This is a genomic window from Terrimonas sp., from assembly GCF_003075435.1.
Classification (GTDB): Bacteria; Bacteroidota; Bacteroidia; order Chitinophagales; family Chitinophagaceae; genus Agriterribacter.
This window is the reverse complement of the sequence record NZ_QCZJ01000009.1, coordinates 68,600-90,787: the sequence shown is the minus strand read 5'-3', so window position 1 is coordinate 90,787 and position 22,188 is coordinate 68,600. Positions and strand designations below refer to the sequence as shown.

Annotated in this window: 16 protein-coding genes; 1 reads left to right on the top strand and 15 read right to left on the bottom strand. The window is 35.5% G+C overall.

Annotation, left to right across the window (positions count from 1 at the left end):
* Positions 1 to 10 precede the first annotated feature (10 nt).
* Positions 11 to 1,318: an O-antigen ligase family protein gene (locus DC498_RS11660; protein ID WP_116874335.1), complete on the top strand. Its 1,308-nt coding sequence runs from the start codon at positions 11 to 13 to the stop codon at positions 1,316 to 1,318.
* Here DC498_RS11660 and DC498_RS11655 read toward each other — a convergent pair.
* The 15 genes from DC498_RS11655 to nusG all read right to left on the bottom strand — a co-directional run bounded on the left by DC498_RS11655 (position 1,278) and on the right by nusG (position 22,107).
* Entirely contained in the window at positions 1,278 to 2,324 is a 1,047-nt protein-coding gene (locus DC498_RS11655; RefSeq protein WP_116874334.1) for a glycosyltransferase, read from the bottom strand. The two genes, DC498_RS11660 and DC498_RS11655, sit on opposite strands and share 41 nt — an antisense overlap.
* 16 nt (positions 2,325 to 2,340) lie before the next feature.
* Positions 2,341 to 5,082 carry a LamG domain-containing protein gene (locus DC498_RS11650; RefSeq protein ID WP_165813822.1) on the bottom strand — a complete coding sequence of 914 codons (2,742 nt, stop codon included), beginning with the start codon at positions 5,080 to 5,082 and terminating at the stop codon, positions 2,341 to 2,343.
* Between the two features lie 26 nt (positions 5,083 to 5,108).
* A complete protein-coding gene (locus tag DC498_RS11645) occupies positions 5,109 to 6,269 on the bottom strand; it encodes an acyltransferase family protein (protein ID WP_116874332.1) in 1,161 nt (386 codons plus the stop codon).
* A gap of 30 nt (positions 6,270 to 6,299) precedes the next feature.
* Complete coding sequence (locus DC498_RS11640) at positions 6,300 to 7,115, bottom strand: hypothetical protein (RefSeq protein ID WP_133176838.1); 816 nt, start codon at positions 7,113 to 7,115, stop codon at positions 6,300 to 6,302.
* A gap of 125 nt (positions 7,116 to 7,240) precedes the next feature.
* Positions 7,241 to 8,281 (bottom strand): MBOAT family O-acyltransferase, encoded by a 1,041-nt coding sequence (locus DC498_RS11635; protein ID WP_240627982.1) that lies wholly within the window; start codon positions 8,279 to 8,281, stop codon positions 7,241 to 7,243.
* Between the two features lie 444 nt (positions 8,282 to 8,725).
* Positions 8,726 to 9,688, bottom strand: a complete 963-nt coding sequence (locus tag DC498_RS11630; RefSeq protein WP_116874329.1) for a glycosyltransferase family 2 protein — start codon at positions 9,686 to 9,688, stop codon at positions 8,726 to 8,728.
* 23 nt (positions 9,689 to 9,711) lie between these two features.
* Positions 9,712 to 10,839 carry a glycosyltransferase family 4 protein gene (locus tag DC498_RS11625; protein WP_116874328.1) on the bottom strand — a complete coding sequence of 376 codons (1,128 nt, stop codon included), beginning with the start codon at positions 10,837 to 10,839 and terminating at the stop codon, positions 9,712 to 9,714.
* A 57-nt stretch (positions 10,840 to 10,896) separates the two neighbouring features.
* Positions 10,897 to 12,060: a hypothetical protein gene (locus tag DC498_RS11620; RefSeq protein WP_116874327.1), complete on the bottom strand. Its 1,164-nt coding sequence runs from the start codon at positions 12,058 to 12,060 to the stop codon at positions 10,897 to 10,899.
* Positions 12,061 to 12,161: 101 nt separating this feature from the next.
* Positions 12,162 to 13,103, bottom strand: coding sequence for a glycosyltransferase family 2 protein (locus tag DC498_RS11615; protein WP_116874326.1), 942 nt, complete (start codon positions 13,101 to 13,103; stop codon positions 12,162 to 12,164).
* A 51-nt stretch (positions 13,104 to 13,154) separates the two neighbouring features.
* Entirely contained in the window at positions 13,155 to 13,976 is an 822-nt protein-coding gene (locus DC498_RS11610) for a hypothetical protein (protein ID WP_116874325.1), read from the bottom strand.
* 102 nt (positions 13,977 to 14,078) lie between these two features.
* Positions 14,079 to 15,890, bottom strand: a complete 1,812-nt coding sequence (locus DC498_RS11605) for an ABC transporter ATP-binding protein (RefSeq protein WP_116874324.1) — start codon at positions 15,888 to 15,890, stop codon at positions 14,079 to 14,081.
* Between the two features lie 1,077 nt (positions 15,891 to 16,967).
* Positions 16,968 to 19,352 (bottom strand): GumC family protein, encoded by a 2,385-nt coding sequence (locus DC498_RS11600; RefSeq protein ID WP_116874323.1) that lies wholly within the window; start codon positions 19,350 to 19,352, stop codon positions 16,968 to 16,970.
* Between the two features lie 69 nt (positions 19,353 to 19,421).
* Positions 19,422 to 20,237: a polysaccharide biosynthesis/export family protein gene (locus DC498_RS11595; RefSeq protein ID WP_116874322.1), complete on the bottom strand. Its 816-nt coding sequence runs from the start codon at positions 20,235 to 20,237 to the stop codon at positions 19,422 to 19,424.
* 185 nt (positions 20,238 to 20,422) lie between these two features.
* Positions 20,423 to 21,523 carry a non-hydrolyzing UDP-N-acetylglucosamine 2-epimerase gene (wecB, locus tag DC498_RS11590; RefSeq protein ID WP_116874321.1) on the bottom strand — a complete coding sequence of 367 codons (1,101 nt, stop codon included), beginning with the start codon at positions 21,521 to 21,523 and terminating at the stop codon, positions 20,423 to 20,425.
* 86 nt (positions 21,524 to 21,609) lie between these two features.
* The gene (gene nusG, locus DC498_RS11585) at positions 21,610 to 22,107 is read right to left on the bottom strand and encodes a transcription termination/antitermination protein NusG (protein WP_116874320.1); all 498 of its coding nucleotides are present in this window, start codon (positions 22,105 to 22,107) and stop codon (positions 21,610 to 21,612) included.
* Positions 22,108 to 22,188 lie beyond the last annotated feature (81 nt).

Sequence of the window (22,188 nt, the reverse complement as noted above, 5' to 3'; positions counted from 1 at the left end):
AGTAACTGAAATGAAAAGAAGCAAAACTTTTACGGAATGGCTCGCCGTTGCCTGCATATTTTCAGTATTCTTAGATAAGGCACTGAGAGGTATTTTGCCTTTTGACTTTTATTATTATTATCCTATATTTATTTTATTCTTAATTTCTCTCTTTCTTCAAACAGGTAAAATTACCAGCCCACCCCGCTGGTTCATAACCGGTACACTCATCATTTTTGTATTTGGATTTTTTATTACCTGGTATAAAGACTTATTAGGTTTTGAATTTATTAAACAGGTCTTCGGAATAGTTTTTACCTCTTTAGTATACTATAATGCCCTGTACATATTAAAGTTTGATATAAAAAAAATATTCAACTATTACCTGCTGTTCGCTTTTTGGGTAGCCCTGCATGGAGTAATAGACAACCTCCTGCATTATGCAGGTGTTCATCTTACTACCGTAAACCTTACCGGTGGGCTTTACCGCGAATACGGTATTATGGGTGAACCTTTTTATCTTGCAATAGCTTTAACCCCCGCAATTGTATATTACCTCTGCTATTTTAATACTGCCTGGCGCAATGCCAAATTCCGGTTTTTAACTACTATTCTGTGTTATCTGCTTACTTACTCTTCTATAGCTATACTTGGCTTTGTATTAGGTGTTTTTTTTGCGCTTTATATTAACGATTTCTTCAATACTCGCAAGGGAAAGTTGATACTTGTACCGGTTGTAATAGCTCCCGTTATCTTTTTTGTAAGCTTTCTGGTAGATAATATCAGCCTTATTAATGCCCGGTTTTATGACACCACATCCCTTTTTCTATCATCAGAGATCAAGGCCAAAGAAGCCGGGAAATCGAACTCCAGTACTTTTGCTTTGTATTCCAACTATGCCATTGCCAGAGATTCCTTTATAGAAAGTCCATTGTTTGGGTCTGGTTTAGGCTCTCATCCACTAATTTACAAGGAAACATTTTTAAAATATTTTCCATCTAATTACCTCTTAATATATGGTGCCCAAAATCAGCAGGATGCGAATTCAAAGTTTCTCCGGCTCATGTCTGAAACTGGTTTGGTAGGACTTATGTTATTCATATATGCTTTTATTCATTTTTTTGCTCCAAAACGAAAAATGAATAGTCCCACTCTAAAAAATTTAGGAGCAATTAACTATAGTATTTTTGTATATATAATGCTCTGCGTTATTAGAAATGGCAACTATATAAACATCGGATTCTTTCTTTTCTTTTTTATTTATTACATGACATGGTCTAAAATTGCGAAGAGCAGTGTCAAACTTCCTGCAAAGCAGAAGCCCACGATAGCGGCGTGATCCTCCACGCCATTTCTATACTTTTAGCGCCCATTACGTATATAGACTCAAGTGGCAATGATTCTATCTCTCTGAAAATACTAATTAGCCTCCTTTTATCAAAAGGGTCAAATAGCCACCCGTTCCCTTTTTCTAGAAAAGTCGAAGAAGCACCAACTTTTGAACTCAGTACTAAGGGATATCCGGCTGCAGCAAATTCATGAACCGCTACAGACCAAGGTTCGAAGCTGCTGGGCAGAATAAATACACCGGTTTTTGCAATAATATCATCCCAATCCTTTTTTTGCACAAACCCCAAATGGCGGACAGCTGGATGCTGAATACGTTTAGAAAAATCCTCCCCTGTTCCGGCACACCAGAGCTCCCAGTCATTATTTGTTTCTGCCTTCCATTGTATGAAAGCCTGCCATAAGGTTTCATAGTTTTTAGCAGGAATATACCTTGCTACACAAAGTAATCGTTTGGGAAAAGACTCTTCCTTCAGAGCCAAAAACCGGTTTCCTAAATCTGAATAAAAATCCACATCACAACAATAAAATCCGCTGATGATATGCTGTTCCTTAAACCCCAGCTTTTTCGCATACACTTTCTGAGGCTCGCCTGGTACCCATATCTTTTTGAACACAGAAATCAATACTATACGAAAAACAAGTATAAAGAAAGCTTGCTTTAAAGTACCCATCCAGTGATTATCCATAGTGAGTATACAGATAGCTCTTTTCTTATACGCCATGCAAATGCGTAAATACCATTTATTACTCCACCCACTTAGCACAATTTTTTCCGGATGGAAAGCATCAACATATTCTTTTAAATTATTATAACTCTTAAATTCTCTTATATTAGTAAATGTACCGGTTTCACCAAAATCAAAATCAAAAGGTGCTTCTGGATTAATGGGATAATGGACTACAGAAATCTCAGTTTCATCTTTTGTATTTTTAAGGGCTTTCAGACAAGCAAGGGTATAATCCGCTAATTCTGTGTATAGAAATAAAATTCTCATACAATAAATATATTACCTACTTATTATTTGTCTTTAACTTGATCCAATCTATTTCAACAGTTCCATCAACAGCCATTATATTTACCGAAGCAGGTTTTTGAATATTACTAGAAGATATGGTTATATCGGTCTCTGTGATCGTCCATTCAGATCCACTTATTCCAACTCTTTTCTTTTCGTTTCCAAATGTTATTTCTAAAGTAATATTATTAGCAGGTACCCTACTCCGTATCGAAATAACGTAATTTCCCGCTGCACGTAAAAATACTGGGATAGAAAAATGTTCTCCCTTAGGTAAGATTATATGAGTAGTAAAATTAGAGAAGTTATTTATATCTTTTTTATTACAGTTTGTAACAACCCTAATCCTTTGATCGTTTGTTAAAAGCAATGACACTTCTGCTTCTATAGAATAGGGTTTATCCCAATAATACGGATGTTCATACTGATGCCATCCATCTATCTGATAAAATACAGGCTGGACTCCTGAAAGATCAAACACATACATACTACCCTGTCTCCTGATATTGAAACTTATTTTTTTACCTTCCAGGTTTATCGATGTTAAGGCTTCAAGAGCAGCATTGTCCTTGTAGTTTGAATTTGGTTGCACTGTACCATAGATAAGATATCTTTTTCCCAGCTTACGCACTAACACCAGATGATTAGAGGAGGAAGCAGCAAATGCGAAAGGCATCAGCTTTTCTTTTGATAAAGAATCTTGTAATAACATACCCTTGTCCAAAAAATCCCATACCTGCGAGGCAATTGCTTGAGCGTAAGCTGGCATAGCAGCCTGATAAATATACCCTCGTGGATCATTGGGTCCCTTACCGTCCAGCCAACCTGTTTTGCCTGTAACATTAAAATACCCTACATGAAAAAAGTCTGCACCCAGCATTACCATAGATTTCAATAACCCCAACCATTGTGCCGGACGGATGTTATTTTCCTCGAGGCTCCAGCCAGCACTGATAAAAGGGGCAAAAAATTTTATGCCTAATGCCATTTCTTTCTTTCTACCCTCCGCTACTGTGCCATAACCATTTGACGGTCCCGATGCTACACGCCAATTATCCGGGCGAGCAGGATAGAATGCCGGCGTAGAGCGTGGACTTTCTTTAAACAAACTATTCGTCCTTATTCTTTCTCTATATTCCGGCCAATATGCACTATTATAAGCACTTACATTGTAAAAAGTAAACGCCACATTGCTCCAAGGGACATTCTGAAGTATAGACGTCCTATATACTGAATCAAATTGGTTCTGCATCCAACCACTAAACCGATCGTAATCCATCCCCCTCTTTTTTAAAAAAGATACTACTTCTGGAGACTGTTCCAAAAGCTGTTGCGGCCATTTATGACCAAACCATTCCCCGTTTTCATTGATCATATCTATTTTACGGGTCAAATGTTTAGCTAACTGATTTATATAAAATGCAGAGGTAAGACCGTCTTTTCGTACAATATCTGTTGAAGTAAAAGGACTTAACCATTTCTTGTTGCTATACACTATCGGTTTGCCACTCTTGTCTTGAAGATAATACTTATCAGCCAGTTTTTTTGACGTGACATAAGGCGAGGGCTGATTGAACCCTGCATGGGCCGGCTTGTTCTGTACCTGCATCAACACTGTAGCTACCTGTATTTGAGGATGCCTATTGGCATAATCTATTAAGGAAGAAAAGACATCTGTTGGACTCTCATACCTTTTTTGCGCTGTAGCGGAATCAATTCTGAGTGTCGGTAATTCAATATAATAATTCCAGTTATTAGCCAGTTCTGCGGTTAACTGCACGGCTTTTTGTGGATCTACCTTACCGAAACCTTTACCACCATCACCGGGCAACTCTCTGTGGAGGTAAGTAATATCCATCCATGGGAAATTGCGAGGCATGCTTATTCCTGAAGCGTAACGAGGAAGAGGAAACGCCTTCAACTGATCAGTGGCTTGGACTGTATAATTGGGATAACCTGGAGCAAATTCTTTTTCATCCATTATATAGCTTTCCCGATGTGATATTTTTTCTTTTTGAGAGATCATTGCAGAATTAACCAGGAAACTATAGTGCTGGCCTTTTTTTAATTCAAGTGCGTGTTGCTGTATGAGATCTCGGGAAAGAGCACTGGCATAAAACGCCAATTCGTCTATCGCCCCATCAAGTCTAAAACCATCAGCACCATCGATTACCCAATTGTCGAAAGAGGGAAATGCTTTTTTAAACAAAGAATCCGTTTTGCCGTCAATCCAAATCTCAAATGAACCTGATTTGCGGGCAACCAAAGCCAAATGATGCCATTGATTATCAGCAAGATTGTTATAACTGGTTATACCACTTCCCACTAAAGGTATATCCCATCTCTCTTTACTAACTTTATTATTTCTTGAAACAGTGTAGCTGATATACAAATTATTCAGGGAAAAATTCAGCCTGAAATTTTGTTTGGGGAAAACTAAAAAAGTAAACTGACTACTCTTGAAAGCAAACTCGAGTGTAAAATCATTTAATACAGGCACACTTCTAAATAAATTAAAAGGAAGTAAATTATCCAAGGAACTCGGTGCCAAGCCAAAATTTAATACACCGTTTACTTTTATTACCTTTCGAATATCGGTTTGATTTATTACTTTTTGCCCGGTGATTGTATCCGAGAAAATGTTCCTTCCATCAAAAGACCAATAATGAACAGGTTTTTGAGCTGTTGTTGTTAGTACTGTAAAATAGAAAAAAACAAAAAAATTTATTTTTCCCATAAACATCATATAATAAATCTGCTTTATTATTTCTTCTCCTCTCCTGCAGCTGCTGCCCCTGATACAATTATAGAAAATCGCTGTTTCATCCTTAAAAAGGGCGTTTCAAAAAAAGTATACGATATCCATGCAACCAAAATGCTAAAACCAAATACACCCACATACAAAAGCAGGTTAAACAAAAATAGATTATTCAAAAAGGAGGGATTAGCCCTTAACGCATTAATTATCAGGCCTATGCAAAGAGAATGCCACAAATAAAGACCGTACGAGATGTTTCCCATCATAAAAAAGAACTTATTTTCCAATTTAATTGGGGTGCTTTTATTAACAGCACCATTTGCAATAATGACGAGGAACAGTAATGAGAAGAAGATATGATGAAGCTCAAAAAGATTTTTAGCAAACAGAAACACAAGTGGCAACAAAATTATTGCCACTAATAATAAAATATTGCTCTTTATCAAACACCCAACTTTATGATTTCTATAAATCAAGTACGCTCCTAATCCTCCAATCCCCATACATTCCATCCTTATACCGACAAGCAGGTTTTTTATTTTCACAGCGATTTCAGCATCCAAATGAAACATCTTATTAATAAGAATAAAAATAACTTTTGCAGCAACAAAGACAACTATAAAAATGAGGATTGATCTAATTTTTCTATTAAAAGTCGACAGCAGGAAAGGCCAAAAAACATAAAACTGCTCTTCCACACCGACAGACCAAAGTGGCGCAGCGTACGGAATACTCTCAAAGAATGCAAGAGCCACATTTGGAATAAAAAACAGGGAAAAAAGAAATTTTCCCCAGAAATTCTCATTAAGCCCTTCTGTATATCCCTGGATATAAAATATTGATAAATGAGGCACAATAAAATAAGATATCAATATTATCAAATAGTACAAAGGCCATATCCGCAAAATGCGTCGCATATAGAACTTCCGTACATTTACCCTACCTGTTTTTTCAATTTCCTTTAATAACAACATTGTAATGAGAAAACCGCTTAATACGAAAAAGAAGTCAACTCCGGCACTTCCAGCTTCAAAAAAAAAGGGGCTGTCCCAAATATTGCTTAACAAAACTCTTTTCTTAAAAAGTTCGATGTGAGAAAGAATCACAAGCACCGCTGCGATAAATCTAAATCCTTGTAAGTTTTTAAAGTATACTTTTTCTGCCATTTTTATATTACCAATTGTCCATCTTTGTTCTTAATAATCCTTTAAATAAAACTTTAACTTTTCCACTAAAATCAAAGAGAATATTTTTGATCCTACTTCGCTCAAATGTATATTATCAGAAAAATTATCAGATGATGTATTTAATGGAATGCTATCAAACCGGATAAAAGGAATGTTATTTTCTTTTGCAAAAAGGTTTGAAGACTTAATAATACTACTATAATCAGCATATTTTTTATCGAAGTGATGATTATAGACAGGCCCTACGAAAAATATCAAATTAATATCCTTCTGCCTGCATGTGTTAATAATATTATTCAGATAATCATTATTGCGCACCTCGTATTTTAGTGAATCACGATGAAGATATGTGGTATCAAACTTTCCGATTGTTTCTTCCATCCTCGAATATCCTTTATAATTAGAATCGAAAGTATAGTGTTTTCCCATTATACCCTTTATTGCCTCTATTCTTATGTCATCATTAAATCTTAGATATTGCATAAAAGGGAAATGTTTATACAACCATGTAAATTTATCGGTATCAGCTACAGCGTTATAAACTGCTTTATTATTAAGAAAGTAATAGTAAAATATGGGGTTGTATAATCTTTTTTCTGAACTTAAGACACCTAAATCATAATTAAGTATAACATATTTAGGAGAAGGATGTACCTCAAGATACCCTTGAAGAGCCGCATCCATCTCAAACCCTTCAGCTCCCGAAATCCCCCCATTATAAAACGAGACTCCAGCAATAGAGTCACATATTCGTGGGTCTATATTTCTATGAGTTCGCGAGGATCCCAATAATAAAACATCATAGTAATTAGTCCTGTTAAACATTTCATCAAATTTTTCATATCGGCCACTATAGAATTGCCTAAGTCCACGATCAACGGCAAAATATGATACAAAGAGAACTGTAGCCGTAATAACAAGAATTAGAATAATACTAGTTAAGTATCTCATTAGAATTGAAAATAAATAAAGCTGTTTTTCTCAAATACTCCAAATAAAAAAATCATAATTAAAACACTACAACAGAAGAGCAGATCTCTCTTAAATGATAGTTTAATTTCTAATCTTGGACTGAATTTGTATTCAACAAAAAACATTGTAATTAAAGAAATAATCACAATAGAATAACTCATTGCGCCAAAGCCGAGAACTAAGCCTGCGGGTGGGATTCTAATGTTATGCCCCAACCCAATGTTATTGATTAAACTCCTGATGTAAACAAATGCATTGTTTACACTTTCTGCTCTAAAAAAAATCCAAGCGAAACAAACAAATAAAAATGTAATTATCCAAGCTACACAAGTATAAAACTTATATTTAGTAGCCCAACCCCAGCCAATGTTTCTGGAAACAAACATATTAAAAAATAAATATATGGCGTGTAACGCTCCCCAAATAATAAAAGTCCAATTTGCACCATGCCAAAAACCACTTAATAAAAAAACTATTGCTATATTAAAATATAAACGGCTAACTTTTACCCTGTTTCCTCCTAATGGAATATAAACATAATCCCTAAACCATGTAGAAAGTGAAATATGCCAGCGGTCCCAAAAATTTTTAATATTGGTTGCAAAGTAAGGGCGGTTGAAGTTTGTCATTAAATTAAATCCCATAGTTTTTGCAGCGCCAATAGCCATATCAGAATAACCCGAAAAGTCGCAATATATCTGGATGGCAAAAAAAGCAGCACCTAACACCAGCACTATAGAATTTTGTGCTGATGGATTGTCAAAAACACGGTCAACAAAAATAGAAAGCCTATCGGCAATAACTACTTTTTTGAAGAGCCCCCATAACATTAATCGCAGCCCAAAATATAAATTAGCCGCACTGAAAGATTGACGCTCATGAAACTGATGAAGAATATTCTGAGGCCTTTCAATAGGACCTGCCACTAGTTGAGGATAAAACATTACATACAACGCGTAAATGCCAAAATGCTTCTCCGCTTTTTGATTACCTCTGTATACTTCAATAGTATAGCTCATAGCCTGGAAAGTATGAAACGACAGACCTATAGGTAATAGAATATTTAAAAATGGTAGATTAGCTGTGGTCCCGAGAAAGGAAAATATTTCATTTATATTGTCAATGAAAAAGTTATAATATTTAAAAAAAGCAAGCACAGACACATTTGCAATGATACTTATGAAAAGAAATTGTTTCCTGATTTTGCCGGTTGCTCTTTCAATAAATAAACCTGCGAAATAATCAATAATAATAGTAAAAAAAAGAATTAAGATATAAATGGGAACAAAAGATGCATAAAAATAGCAACTTGCGAGTAGGAGGTGAAACCATCTAAATTTGTGGGGTAGCAAAAAAAAGAGAATAGTAACAACAATAAAAAATAGTAAAAATTCTGCTGAATTAAATAACATAGTTGAATAATGCATTTATAAATATACCATGACCTGATATTGTATAGCGCTTTACGCAGTTTTATTATAACCTAGTGATTTTAATAAAATTTTAGAAATTCTCGCTGAATTAAAGGTGGCCATTAACAAGTAGAGAGCAGAAGGAATCTCAGTTCTAATTTCCGTCAACTGTTGATTAAATTCCTTTTTCGCACCCAATTTTGAAGTAATTAAAAGTATATATATCCAACGTTTCAAAAATGCTTTTTTCACGATCCCGTCTATTTTTCTCTTTTCTTGTAGTAGTCGATATATTTTTTGTGTACTCTGCCATTTACTTTCAACCTTGGCTAAGTCATTTTCAATAGAGCCAATATTTCCTTTCGTGTGGATACGGAACAGGCAATGCACTTTATCAAGAAAAAAAGCATTAGCTCCCTTAATTATATATCTTAGAGAAAATTCCCAGTCTTGGTTAATTTGCAATGACTCATCCCACAAGCCGTATTTTAAAATGGTACTTTTTTTATATAGTGGACACATAGTTTGCCATGAAAATAGAAAATAATCCATTGATGTACCATCTAATTTGCGCCCCCAAAATTTATCCATCCTGTTTAAATGCTCATCGGTATGCTGTGCTTTCGAATATACCATGTCCAAATTGGGGTATTTATTTAAGACGTCCAGTTGCTCGCTGATTTTTTCTGGCAATAGAACATCGTCTGAATCTAAGAATTGAATGATTTCAGATGTAGAAGCATTGAATCCGGTATTTCGGGCATGAGGAGCTCCTTTTTTATCAGTTCTCAACAGCTTTAGTCCAATATCTTTGTCTCTATTTTTGTATGCTTGTGCTATATAGTCTAATTCCGTCGCATTATCTGTGCTGCTCCCATTATCAACAATAATTATTTCTATTGGTCGATGTAATTGAGCATATATAGACTCCAGTGCTTCGGACAGAAACTCTAATCTATTATATACTGGTATTATAACCGATACCTTAGTGGGCAATTCAATATAACCATTCATCAACTCATATTAAGCAGATAGAACTAAGAAAGAGAGTCTATGATTTTTTTGTATGACTCTAGATCAATTTTATTTAAAACAACTTTTTTTGCTTTCACTCCAAGCATTTGTAATTGTTTTCGTTGGTCCCACATTCTTTCCATTGCTTTTCCAAAAGAATTAGGAGAGGGGGCCTCAGATACAAATCCGCATGCGCCATCCTCAATAAGCTCTGCATTACCTCCGACGTCTGACACTACGGCGGTTCTAGCACAAAGCATTGCTTCTATTAAAGCCAAAGGTGTACCTTCAAGAGTAGACGGCATTAATAAAACATGATTTTCGTTCCAAATTTCTTCAATGCTATTTACAAATCCTCTAAAAAAGATATGCTTTTCAACTCCATATAAACTTGCCAATTCTTGCAAATAATGCTGATCAGTCCCTTTTCCGTATAAGTTTAAAATGTATTCACGGTTTTTCCATTGAGGCTGACCCAATATTTCAAATAAAACGCCCAAGCCCTTTACGGTTGAGTTCAAACGTCCAACACATGCAAAGTTTATTATCTCCGAATTATTCCATTTACAATCTGAATGAACACTATGTAAATTTGCAGGATTAGAGATAACTCCAGAATTTTTAAATCTCATTGCCAACTGCCGTTCGGCAACACATTTATTTCTATTTGACACAAAAAATAATCGCTCGGCAATATCAAAAAGTGTCCGTCCCACATTAAAGCAATGATTTGGAATTGTTTCGTATTCCGTATTTGCTTGAGTAATAATAAAAAGTCTGGCTCCTGTTCTTTTTATTAATGTAACAAATGCAGGTTGCATGGATTCATAAATAGTTCCCTGACTGACAAACACAACGTCAGGAGCAAATTTTCTTAATGTTATTATCTGCTTAGCAAAAAAAATAATATTTACTAGTTTTCCATATGCCCGCTTAGAAAGGCTGTGTCCATAAAAAATTCTTTTTCTAAAATGAAATTGAGCTCCTTTTGATTTTAAAATCGTTAATTTATGATGAAGTTTACCCCAATCATAAACTGAAATAATTACTTCGTGCCCTTTAGATAATGCATAATCAGCACTTTTAACCCACAATTCCTCACTTCCTCCCCAAGGATTACCTGCCATTGTTGAAATAAATATTATGCGCATTTGCTTTTTTCAATTTGTTAGTATATTTTCTTATAAAAACCTATTTACTAAAATTCTTTATAATAAATCCAATTTCTTAAGAAAATCTGCATATCGACTCGTTATCTCTTCACTATATTTATTATAATACGTAAGAGCAAGTTTTCTATTTTTTTGCCTGTTTTCAAAAGTACTTGGCATAAATGAGATCTCCCTATCTCCATTCCAAAGAATCCCGCAATTATGTAATTCCACAAAACGATAAACTTCTTCGACTGCATTGCTCACAATAATATTTAATCCACAAGCCAAATACTCTGGAAACTTTGTCGGCAAGGCAACAACATTTGTTGTGGAATTTTCTCTTATGATTAAACCATAATCTGCGGCGGACATTACATTTTTTACTTCCGATGGATTAAGCCATAGTCTTTTAACTTTATCAGGAAAGGCATCAGCTATTTTTTGAATATTTCTATCTGCTTTTGACAAAAACAATATTTTTATTCTGTCATCTACCCTGATTTGTTGATCTAAAAAACCATACAGCAAATCAAAAGATTGCCACCCTTCCACTGAACCTGCATAAACCAATAATATATCGTTCGTTGAATAACCTAATTCATTTCTAATTTTTGATATCTCGTTTTCTTCTAAATTAAAATTAACAAAACTATATCCCAAAGTTCCCGGGATTATGACATGATTATTTCCTTCATATTTATATTTTTCTTTCCAATATTTCAACAAGTTATTCGTGATACATATCCTATAGGTAGCTTCCAAAATTGATTTTTGCTCAAGTTGTTCAATAATATTTGCTACCTCAGGAGGATATATGTTATATTCCTTAGATTCAGCAGCAACCGCTCCCCTTCCATCATAACATACTACTTGTATCAATCTATTTTTTTTTGCATATAGCGCTAGGTTTGTTGCAATAGGGTTACGGGCTATTATCCCTTTACATCTATAGATAATACATATTACATACAATAAATATCGATTGTATTTCCACATCTTGCCATTACTTTGTTTTGGCATACTGGGAAGAACAATCGCATCCTTTGAAAACTTTTTTATGATAGCTTTCTCCCTGAAGTATATTTTTAATGGTATAAAAGCAATAAGACGAATATTTACTTGATATTGCTTTTTCAGGAATTCTATTACATCAATTACTTGACTCTGATAAATTCCTGAATAAAATTCATTATTTGTCAAGTAAAAAAATTGTTTCATACCTCAATAAAAACTTATGCTGATTATTTTTTTTGTTGTCTTAAAGGTTATTTAAGTGTTAGATTTAATTAGGCAATCTAAAATCTCTTATTCATTCTTTATCATAATTTAGTATAGATATTTTTTATTCTCATAAACTCATTATATGCATTTAGACCAAGAAATCTAATAAAATATCCCTTTTTTTTACTTATTCCGTACAAATTTAGAACTCTCCAATTTTCTTTTTTTATATAGGTGAAGTATTTTAAAGCGGCGGATTTATCATATTTCAGTAGAATTAAAATAGCCCATAGAAGATAGTTATAAAAAATATCTCGGTTTGTATTGTATACATTTGGGTATTTTGATTTAAGGCATTTTAAATAACACAATCTTACATCGATAAATCTGCTCCAACGTAAACCAGGCTCCGACTGAGATATTTGCCCTTCTTCTCTCGCACGTATTACAGTATTAATCTCATTATCGACTAAATATGAAGATCCGTTTAAAGTTAATCGAAACATAAGATCAGTCTCTTGAGAACTTTTTAACTCAACATTCCAACCACCTATTGCCAGAAGATGCTTCTTGTTCCACAAATTAGAACATGTATTACCGCTTTGTCTTATAAATGCTGATGTAAATTTATCATTGCTAAGAAAGCTATTTATAATAAAATTGCCGTCAATGTCTTTGTATTTGCAACCCGAAACAATATAGCCGATATTTTCGTTCATTGGAATTAATGAACATTGATGACTAATTTTATTTTTTTCAATTATATCATCTGCATCTAAAAATTGAATCCAATCTCCTTTAGCATTGTACATTCCTTTATTTCTTGCAAACGGGGCACCAGCTCTAGATTCAGACAAAACAATTAGACTTGGATAATAAGTATTTCTTAAATATTCTAAATATTCGAATGTAGAATCTGTAGAATTGTTATCTATACAAATAACTTCTAATGAAGGATGTGTTTGATTATATACTGAAATTAAACACTCTTGTATATATTTTTCAACATTATAACAAGGTATAACGACAGATATCAGCATATTCGCTATTGATGTAAGTATTTAGGATATACACAAATATTTACGTTTAACTTATTTTCCAAACATAATCTTTCGATAATTAAATAAAGTCCTAAGCTCATTTATTCTATATTTTAATCTTTTTAATATTGGAATATTCCTTTTGGCATTTCTTTTATATAGATTTGCTTTTGACAAAATTTCCTTAAAACTGGTAGGTAAAGAATTATCCCACATACCAAAGAATTTTAAATAAGATTCATACGCCATTTCTCCTTTACTTGTTATTGAATCTTTGCTAACCATTCTCAAATAGATAGGATTATTAGGAGAAGCATATAAAACTTTTCTATTTTTATAATAAATATGTAGCTTAGAATGATCATTCTCAATTAAGGAAACATATTCATTTAAAACAGGTAAATGTTTCTTTGATAGATTGCCAAATTTTGCAAGGGCATGTTTTTTCTTATGAATGCATGTATTAGGGAACCAGTATTTTATCTGTCTTGATATACTTCCTGATTCATAATCGAAGTAATAATGATACTTATCCACAAAAATATCGAACTCTAAAGAACTTATTTTGTCTAAAATATTAGGATTAAATATATCATCATCATCTAGACGAATTATGTAATCACATTCAGGCATATTAATTGTGATATGCTTTGTTGCAAATTGTAATTTTTCTTCTTTTAATCCCTCTTTTTTTAAAATTACAAAGCGATCATCATGAACTTCTACTTCTGAATTCCCAATTAACAATGCATTCCAATTATTATAAGTTTGTTCTTTAAGAGTTGTCAGGCATAATATTCTTAGTCTCTTTCTCGTTGAAGTTAAATATTCATCAGGAGTCAAGGGAATAATAAATAAAAAAGATTTAGACATTTATTGATAATTATTTTTAACATTCTATCAATACGGAATATCAGCTATTGCATGACAAGTAATGAAGCATACATTAGTAACTAAAAGAAACTTAGTTATATACTAAGTAAATATTCTTTTTTCGATCAGCTCGTTATATGTCCATTCCTTTACTACATTACCCTGATTTAATTCAATAATCTTTGTACAATGTTTAAGACTCGTATATCTGTGAGCAATAATAACAATGGTAAGTTGGTTATTTGCTTCACTTAATTCTTTAATTGAATTATTAATTTCTTCTTCTGTCTGTATATCTAATGCAGAAGTAGCTTCGTCAAAAAATAGAATCTCTGCTCCTTTATAGAGCGCTCTTGCTATACCTAACCTTTGCTTTTGGCCACCCGATAGCTTTCCTCCTCTTTCACCAAGGTTTGTATCCACTCCTTTTTCCCAAGTTTTTACTACACTAGAAAGATTAGCCCTATCAATGACCTCTAATAACAAACCTTCATCAATATTTTCCATACTATCGCCCAATGCAATATTTTCCTTAAGTGACCCATCAAATATAAAAACATCCTGGGGTACATATCCAATTAGTTGTCTCCAAGAAGTTACATCTACATCATCTAGTTTCTTGTCATCAACACATATAGTACCTGAAGTTTCCTTATAAAAACGTAGTAAAATATTTAACAATGTTGTTTTACCAGATCCAGAACCTCCAATCAAACCAATGATTTCCCCTTTTTGTATGGTAAAATCAACATTATTTAATATAGGTATTTTACCATCAAATGAAAAACTGATGTTGCTAATTTGTATTTTTTGATTAAACTTAATTGTTTGACTTGCAGCCTCCTTCGCATGCTGAAAAACCTTCTTATTCTTCACAGGAATAACCTTTTCTATTACGCTGAAAGTATAGACATGATTTCGTAATGTCATCGAAAAATTCATTAATCTATTGATCCCGGGTAATAGCCTGTAGGCTGCAACTGCGATGACCCCCAGCAATACTCCAACACTTTCTATACTCTTATTCATCCATATGCCAAAACAAACGATAGAAACTAATGCCAATACAATAACAACTTCAATAAACTTTAATGGGAGTTGAAGATATACGGCATTTCTGATCTGTACAATGCTCATGTTTTGAAGCAATGACAAAAACCGTCTAAAAACCCAATTTTTTTTATTTCTTATCTCTATATCAACATACCCTTGAAAAGTTTCATAAAGCAACTTACTTTGTTCAACAGCTATTCGATTCTTCTCTTTTCCGATATTTTGTATTTTATTTCTTATCAACTTTAGAAAAATCAAAACGAAAGGCATAATAGTAAAAGTAATTAGTAAAATCACGGAAGGATCATAAACAAATAACCCAACTGCAAAAAGTATAAAAACAAATGATTCATTTATGATTCCCGATACAGAACTAACGACATTCTGAGAAAACATAAGCGTTACCGAGGTAATATGATTGACAATTCTATTGGAATTATGAGTTTTCAATTGCTGTAAACCCAAATCATAATATTGTTGAAGGAGAGACAACGAAATAAACTTATAGAGTGAAAATGAAAAGTTATATTGAAGCTTAATTAAATAAATACTAACAATATTCTTACAAAGCGTAATAAGCAATACCATCAGCGAAAGAAAAATAATGAACTGTCCATTTGAATCAAAATTCAATACTGTATAGAGCTTATGAAGCCAGATGTTAGTTCTTATTTTTTCTTCATCTAATATAATAATCAATAAAGGAATCAAAAAAGCGATACCAATCAATTCAATTACAGAATTGAGGAAAATATAAAATAAATTAAGTGCCGCCTTTATTTTAAATTTACGTGGAAGTACCTTTAAAATTAACCTAATTGCTATAGCGAGTAGAAATTCCCTTTTGCGTTTAATTATCAAAGAATAGTTATTTTAGATAAATGAATTATTAATCTTTACCCAATTTAGTTCGTGTAATTCTCTACACAGCATGATCTTACGCGCTGCATGAAAATACTTTTGCACCTTTTTTATTATTTTTCTTTCATTCATAGAATTTCCCACATTGGCATACATTTCCGCTTTATTAATAGGACATTTTACCGATCACACTTTGTCTTTACATCCTATTCAGGTTCCTGGGCTTTCAACTCCGGGCTATAAGGTGGAATGAAAAACCCTCTATGCGGTTTTTATCTTCTTCCAGCTATACTTTCAACCTTTTTGTTTTATGGGGAGTTCATCCGTTTCAAAAATTCAATATATACTTCGTCGTTAAATTTGTCCATCAGCATACACTGCAAATGACCTATATTGTTGATATTATCTATTTAACGAAACCCTCTGAATCGTTGATCTTGCTAGACGTTTGCTCTCTATGTGCACAACTGCTTCATGCCTGATAATCACTACGCATTCCCATTTCATCTCCAAAATAAATTATCGCACTATCTTTCGCCGCACGCTTCTTAATAGCAGGGTAATCCTTGTCCAACTATTGCTTTACATGTTCTAGTTTCTGCTCAAATGCTTTGCATATTATTTTTGGAGCCTTTTATTAATTTCCGAACCCCACTGTCTGCTGACTTATTATCTTCTTGCTCCCATTTACCCTTCGTATCTTGATTGCCAAGGCTCACTTACCTTCTCATTTGTATTTATTCAATATTTTAATTTACACTCCTTTCGGTGACTGAAAATATTATAACAGTCTACTTTGAGTGTCTCGTTTGTTTTTAAAAATAATCAGGAGTACGCCCAAATTACTCAAAAAACATCTGCCATTATTAATGTGCCTGATGTGAACACCCTGTATATTGATATTCTCAACCCTTTCTGCAAGGTGTTCAAATTAAGTACCCTTAATAAAATGGCCAGTGCCTACAACTACGCAAATTTCTTTCATTTACCTAAGCTAAGCCATTAACTAAGAAAACCGTATTGCAGAATAATGAATCTTTTAAGACTTCGGTTATTAAGATTATATTATAAAAGCTATTATTTGTTCCAAAACTTACTTTTGGGTCGTTTGAATGACTCTTTCTGAAAATAATCTCCTCCATATCCATACCCATACCCATATCCATAAGCTGCCCCACCACCATACCCATAATAGCCCTTATACCTGCCCTGGGCCTGAATATCATTTACAACCAGTCCCATATTTGCTAGCCTTTTCTTAGCATATAAATCTTCCACCATCGAGAGTTGCCGCCTGAGCGTGTATCCCTGCCGAACTATATACAGGCATACATCCGCAAAAGGGCTTAAGGTAAAGGCATCACTTACCAACCCTACAGGGGCGCTGTCAATAATAATACAATCAAACCGCTCTTTCAGTTTTTCAAAAAGCAGCGCAACATTGCTGTCTAACAATAGTTCAGAAGGATTTGGGGGTATGGGCCCACAACCGATTACATGCAGCCCGGGAAAATCCTGCACTGGGTGTATGATCTCGTTTATATCTGTTATATTGCCTATAATAAAATTGCTCAGTCCTTTGACGCTCTGCATGCCTAGCCCTTTCAGCAGCCGGGGTTTGCGGATATCAAACTCCAGCACCACGGTTTTTTTGCCGGTAAGGGCTATGGCGGCGCCATAATTGGTGGCTATAAAAGATTTTCCTTCACCGCTTACAGAAGAGGTAACCAGCAATACCGGTTTTTCTACTTTGCTTACCAGGTACTGCACATTGGTGCGCATAATGCGGAACTGTTCGGCCACTATGGTGCGGCTGCCGGCAAGCACCACCAGGGTTTTTTCATCACCGGCATGTCCTATCTCTCCCACTATTGGCGCTGCCGTATACTTCACAATCTCTTCCCGCTCGGTAACCTTGTCATTCAGCATTTCCATGATAGCTATTATGGCAACCGGGATCAAAATTCCCACCAGCAGCGCAACCAGATAAATGTTTCTTTTATTGGGTTTTACCGGAGCGCCGGAAGATGCGGCTTCTTCCAGGGGATAGGAGTTGGCAATAGTAGCGGCAGCGGCAATAGCCGCTTCCTCCCGCTTCTGCAAAAGGAAAAGATACAGATCTTGCTTAATCTTTTGCTGCCGTTCAATGTCAAGCAGCCCCTTTGCTTTAGACGGAACAGCCTTTAAGCTGGACTGTACCCGGCTGATCTGTTCCTGCATTTTATCTGCTGCTATGGTATATGACCTTTTTACATTCTTCAGCGCTTCTGCTATCTGCTCCCTGAGTTTGGAAAGGCTGATATCCATATTAACCAGCGCCGCATTGGCAGGACCTGTGGTTTGCTCCAGGGTATTACGCTGCAACTGCAGGGTGTTATACTGGCTCAGCAGGGGCAGCAATACAGGCTCCTGTATACCGAGGTCGGTGGGTACCAGTTTATGCTTATTACCTGCATCATTGATATAACGGAGCAGGTAATCCAGCACACCCATCTGCACCTGCTGTTCATTGAATTTCTGGTTAAGCTCAGAAAAGTTTTGATAATATTGCTGTGACTGGGTTGACAGATCAATTACTTCATTTTTTTCCCGGTAGCGCAGTAAACCGGTTTCCACGCCACCCAGCTCGTTTTTAATGGTATCTAAGCGTTCATCAATAAACCGCATAGTTACCTGCGATATTTCCCTTTTTTCCTCGATATTCATTTTACCATATTCCTTCATCAGCTCGTTTACCACATCCTTGCCATAGGCAGGATTATCAGTTTCAATAGTGATATTAAGAATAGTGGCCTGCTCAATGTTTTGGGCTGTTTTAATCTGAGATGCAAGGATATTAGCAGACAATGAAAGAGGTCTGTATTGAATGATATAATTGCTGCTGTTAAATCCTCTAAAAGATTTTCCTGGTACTTTATGCAAGCGAAATGTTCCTGCCCTTGTTTGAAATTCGGCATTGTACAACAATACCGCTTTGGTATTGGTAAACCTGAAATTCTCCTCGGTCGCTTCAATATCAAGGGAAAAACTACCGGAAGCATCTTTCAGGCTTACAATTTCCAGTTCAACAGGCGATTCCCGGTAAATATTAGACGACCGTACATTACCTTTATTCAGGTAGTTAAATTGTAAGCCCAGGTTTTGTGCAACCCGCTTCAGCAGGGGTTTGGATTTAAGGATCTCCAGCTCATTTTTCAGGTTCACATTGTCCGGGAACATGAACATGTTCTGCAGGTCTGCTGTTGGTGAGTTGTTGGTAGGTTGTTTGTTAATAAATAAAGAACCTGATACACTATATACAGGCGTACTATACCGTATAACAGTAAAAGCAATGGTAAGCGCGATAATGACAAAGGCAAACAGCAATGGCCAATACCTCAGGTACTTGAATATAAATTCCTTTAACTGAAATTCCTTCCGGTTTGCATTACCTTCAAATCCTGTTTCAAAATCGTCAGACATGTAATATTTAATTATATGCTTTTATTGTTTTTAGGGTGCCAAATCTTTAATCTTACCACCACAATGCTCTTACCGCACTCTCGTAAAGATCAAAGTAAGCGAAACTAGAATAGACATGATGGCAGTAACCCTGGTTAATCTCCTGGTAGCTGTTTGTTCTGAAATACCCGGCTTCTTAGGATTAGCTTTTACAATCACCACATCATTCTGCCGCAGGTAATAATAAGGAGAAAGCATTACTTCCGGCTTGCTCACATCCAGGTAGCCAAAGCTTCTTTTACCGTTTATTTCCCGCACCACCAGTATACTGTCTTTTTCACCGTACATGGTAATATCTCCTGCCAGTCCCAAAGCCTCCAGTATGCTGATCTTTTCGTTGGGAATGGAATACACCCCCTGCCTGGTAACTTCGCCCAGCATGGTAAACTTATAGTTCAGGAACCGGATATTGCAATAAGGGTTTTTGAGAAAGGGGCTGAGCTTTTCTTTAAGCATTTGTTCCAGCTCCGCCCTGGTCATGCCTTCTACATGCAATAAGCCCAGCGACTGGAAACGGATATCGCCATTGGCATCTACCAGGTAACCCGGCATAACAGCACCTGACTGCCCTGTCGTGGCGGCTCCTGCAGCCTGGGCAGAGGAAGACATGGTTGTATTCATCTGCTGGTTGTATACCGCTGTTGCTTCAGGATTATCGCTGTAAACCGTTATCCCGATAAGATCACCCTTTTGAATAAGGGGTTCCGGCAGGGCTATGGCGCTCAACGCCGAGGTATCAATCGGTCCCTGGAGGTATTGTATTGGCCTGGTAGCACGACACGAAAAGAGCAATAAGCACATTGCCAGTACCGGGATAGCCGCTTTATTTTTATAGTGTAAACCCATTTTCAATCAGGATATGCTCTGTAAACTTATTCTTTGGAAGATTTAACGTATGTTAAATAAGGTATATTATTCTTATAGACCAAAATGATTAACAATCAATTGAATTCTCAATATTAAGAAAAGATATCGACAGACATTACATTCTCATACTAATCACAGATGACTATGCAAAAAAGCTATAATTCCTAAAGTATATCCGCCAATATCCTTACAATTCGCTCTGACGATTTTCCGTCCCACAAATCAGGAATCTTTCCCGACTTGTATTGCCCGTTATGTATTTCAGCAATATACCGGGCAATGCAGTCTGCATCAAATGGCACCAGGGTATTAGTGCCTTCGGTACAGGTAACAGGACGCTCCGTGTTTGGACGTAGTGTTAAACATGGCTTTTGAATAAACGTTGTTTCCTCCTGAATACCTCCGCTATCGGTTATTACAAATTCAGAAGAAGCAATAAGCTTCTGAAAAGAGAAATAGTCCAGGGGAGGGGTGGTAACAATATTTTTATTAGTATTAAATGATTCTGCCAATCCAAAATCAGACAAATTCTTTAATGTTCTTGGATGGATAGGAAAAACCAGCTTATAATACAGGGTTATATTTTCTATAACAGTAAGCAATTTAAGTAAGCCTTCTTTATTATCTACAGTAGCAGGACGGTGCATAGTCATCAAAGCAAAACGCTCATCAGCAATATTCAATTGCGCTGTTATCGTGCTTTGATCTATTTTGGTTTTGAAGGCTACCAGGGTGTCAATCATGGTATTACCAACAAAAAATATTGTATCCTCGGGTTTACCCTCTTTAGCCAGATTATTTATACCGCTTTGTTCAGTAACAAAAAAGTAACCGGATATCTCATCAGTAAGAATCCTGTTTATTTCTTCAGGCATTGTTCTGTCAAAACTCCTCAACCCACTTTCCAAATGAGCAACAGGTATGCTTAATTTATAACCAGTGAGCGCTGCTGCCAGCGTTGAGTTAACATCTCCAACCACCATAAGTAAATCCGGGGCGCCGTTCTCTTTTATCAGTTTTTCCAGGCGAAGCATGATTTCTGCTGTCTGGCTATTAGGAGAGCCTGGTGGTATATTCAGAAAATGGTCTGGAACAAGTTCAAACTGCTCAAAGAACACATCTGCCATTTTTGTATCATAGTGCTGACCGGTATGTATGATTTTGATCTCTATGTCCTCATACATCGCAGCGACCCTTTTGAACTGAGTAACTTTAATAAAATTAGGCCTGGTTCCTACAACAATATATATATGCTTTACTGCCATTCTTTAAAGTTGGATCCAGTCCCACCCCTCATGTGGAATGTACCTGGGCTTTCTTAATATTCTATCGTTTTGATACTCTTTTACAATTATATGGGCTGAATTTCACTTCTATTCAATTTTCCCGTAAGCATAAAGCCCAGGCTTTCCAAAATGATCTGTACTTTGTTTTTACCCGAACGGATAACAACGCCTTCCTGGTCCATAAAAATTCCACTCATTATTTTCACCCTCTGGCGTTGTCGGAGTTGCACTGGCTCAATTGCTACAAACTCGTATTCATTTAAGAACCGCCTGATGATGTTAATCTCTTCTTCTTTTATGATTGCCGGTTTTCCATTCCAGTATACAAAATTTACCACCCCTGGTATCATTCGCACTTTTTTCTTCTCATCTTCATTAATTTTTACAAAAACATAGGACTTAAACAGGGGCTCATTTATAATTTTATACCGGTCGCTCCATTTTCTCCGCACTTTGTTTAAAGGGCAGTAAGCAATAATCCCTTTTTCCTCCAGCAAGGCAAAAACCTTCTTTTCCCACCTGGGTTTGGTATATACTGCATGCCATCTTTTTATACAGTTCATGCCTGGCGGTATTTAAATGTTTTACATGTGCCATGTAGCTGCACGGCTTCGCCCTCTCAGTCACATATTTCTTTTTGTGGC

Bases quoted from the DNA above. Each gene is read 5' to 3' on its own strand.
- DC498_RS11640 (WP_133176838.1), bottom strand. From the start codon at position 7,115: ATGTTTAACAGGACTAATTACTATGATGTTTTATTATTGGGATCCTCG.
- DC498_RS11630 (WP_116874329.1), bottom strand. From the start codon at position 9,688: ATGAATGGTTATATTGAATTGCCCACTAAGGTATCGGTTATAATACCA.
- DC498_RS11625 (WP_116874328.1), bottom strand. From the start codon at position 10,839: ATGCGCATAATATTTATTTCAACAATGGCAGGTAATCCTTGGGGAGGA.
- DC498_RS11600 (WP_116874323.1), bottom strand. From the start codon at position 19,352: ATGTCTGACGATTTTGAAACAGGATTTGAAGGTAATGCAAACCGGAAG.
- DC498_RS11620 (WP_116874327.1), bottom strand. From the start codon at position 12,060: ATGAAACAATTTTTTTACTTGACAAATAATGAATTTTATTCAGGAATT.
- DC498_RS11610 (WP_116874325.1), bottom strand. From the start codon at position 13,976: ATGTCTAAATCTTTTTTATTTATTATTCCCTTGACTCCTGATGAATAT.
- nusG (WP_116874320.1), bottom strand. From the start codon at position 22,107: ATGAACTGTATAAAAAGATGGCATGCAGTATATACCAAACCCAGGTGG.
- DC498_RS11655 (WP_116874334.1), bottom strand. From the start codon at position 2,324: ATGAGAATTTTATTTCTATACACAGAATTAGCGGATTATACCCTTGCT.
- DC498_RS11650 (WP_165813822.1), bottom strand. From the start codon at position 5,082: ATGGGAAAAATAAATTTTTTTGTTTTTTTCTATTTTACAGTACTAACA.
- wecB (WP_116874321.1), bottom strand. From the start codon at position 21,523: ATGGCAGTAAAGCATATATATATTGTTGTAGGAACCAGGCCTAATTTT.
- DC498_RS11635 (WP_240627982.1), bottom strand. From the start codon at position 8,281: ATGAGCTATACTATTGAAGTATACAGAGGTAATCAAAAAGCGGAGAAG.
- DC498_RS11645 (WP_116874332.1), bottom strand. From the start codon at position 6,269: ATGGCAGAAAAAGTATACTTTAAAAACTTACAAGGATTTAGATTTATC.
- DC498_RS11595 (WP_116874322.1), bottom strand. From the start codon at position 20,237: ATGGGTTTACACTATAAAAATAAAGCGGCTATCCCGGTACTGGCAATG.
- DC498_RS11660 (WP_116874335.1), top strand. From the start codon at position 11: ATGAAAAGAAGCAAAACTTTTACGGAATGGCTCGCCGTTGCCTGCATA.
- DC498_RS11615 (WP_116874326.1), bottom strand. From the start codon at position 13,103: ATGCTGATATCTGTCGTTATACCTTGTTATAATGTTGAAAAATATATA.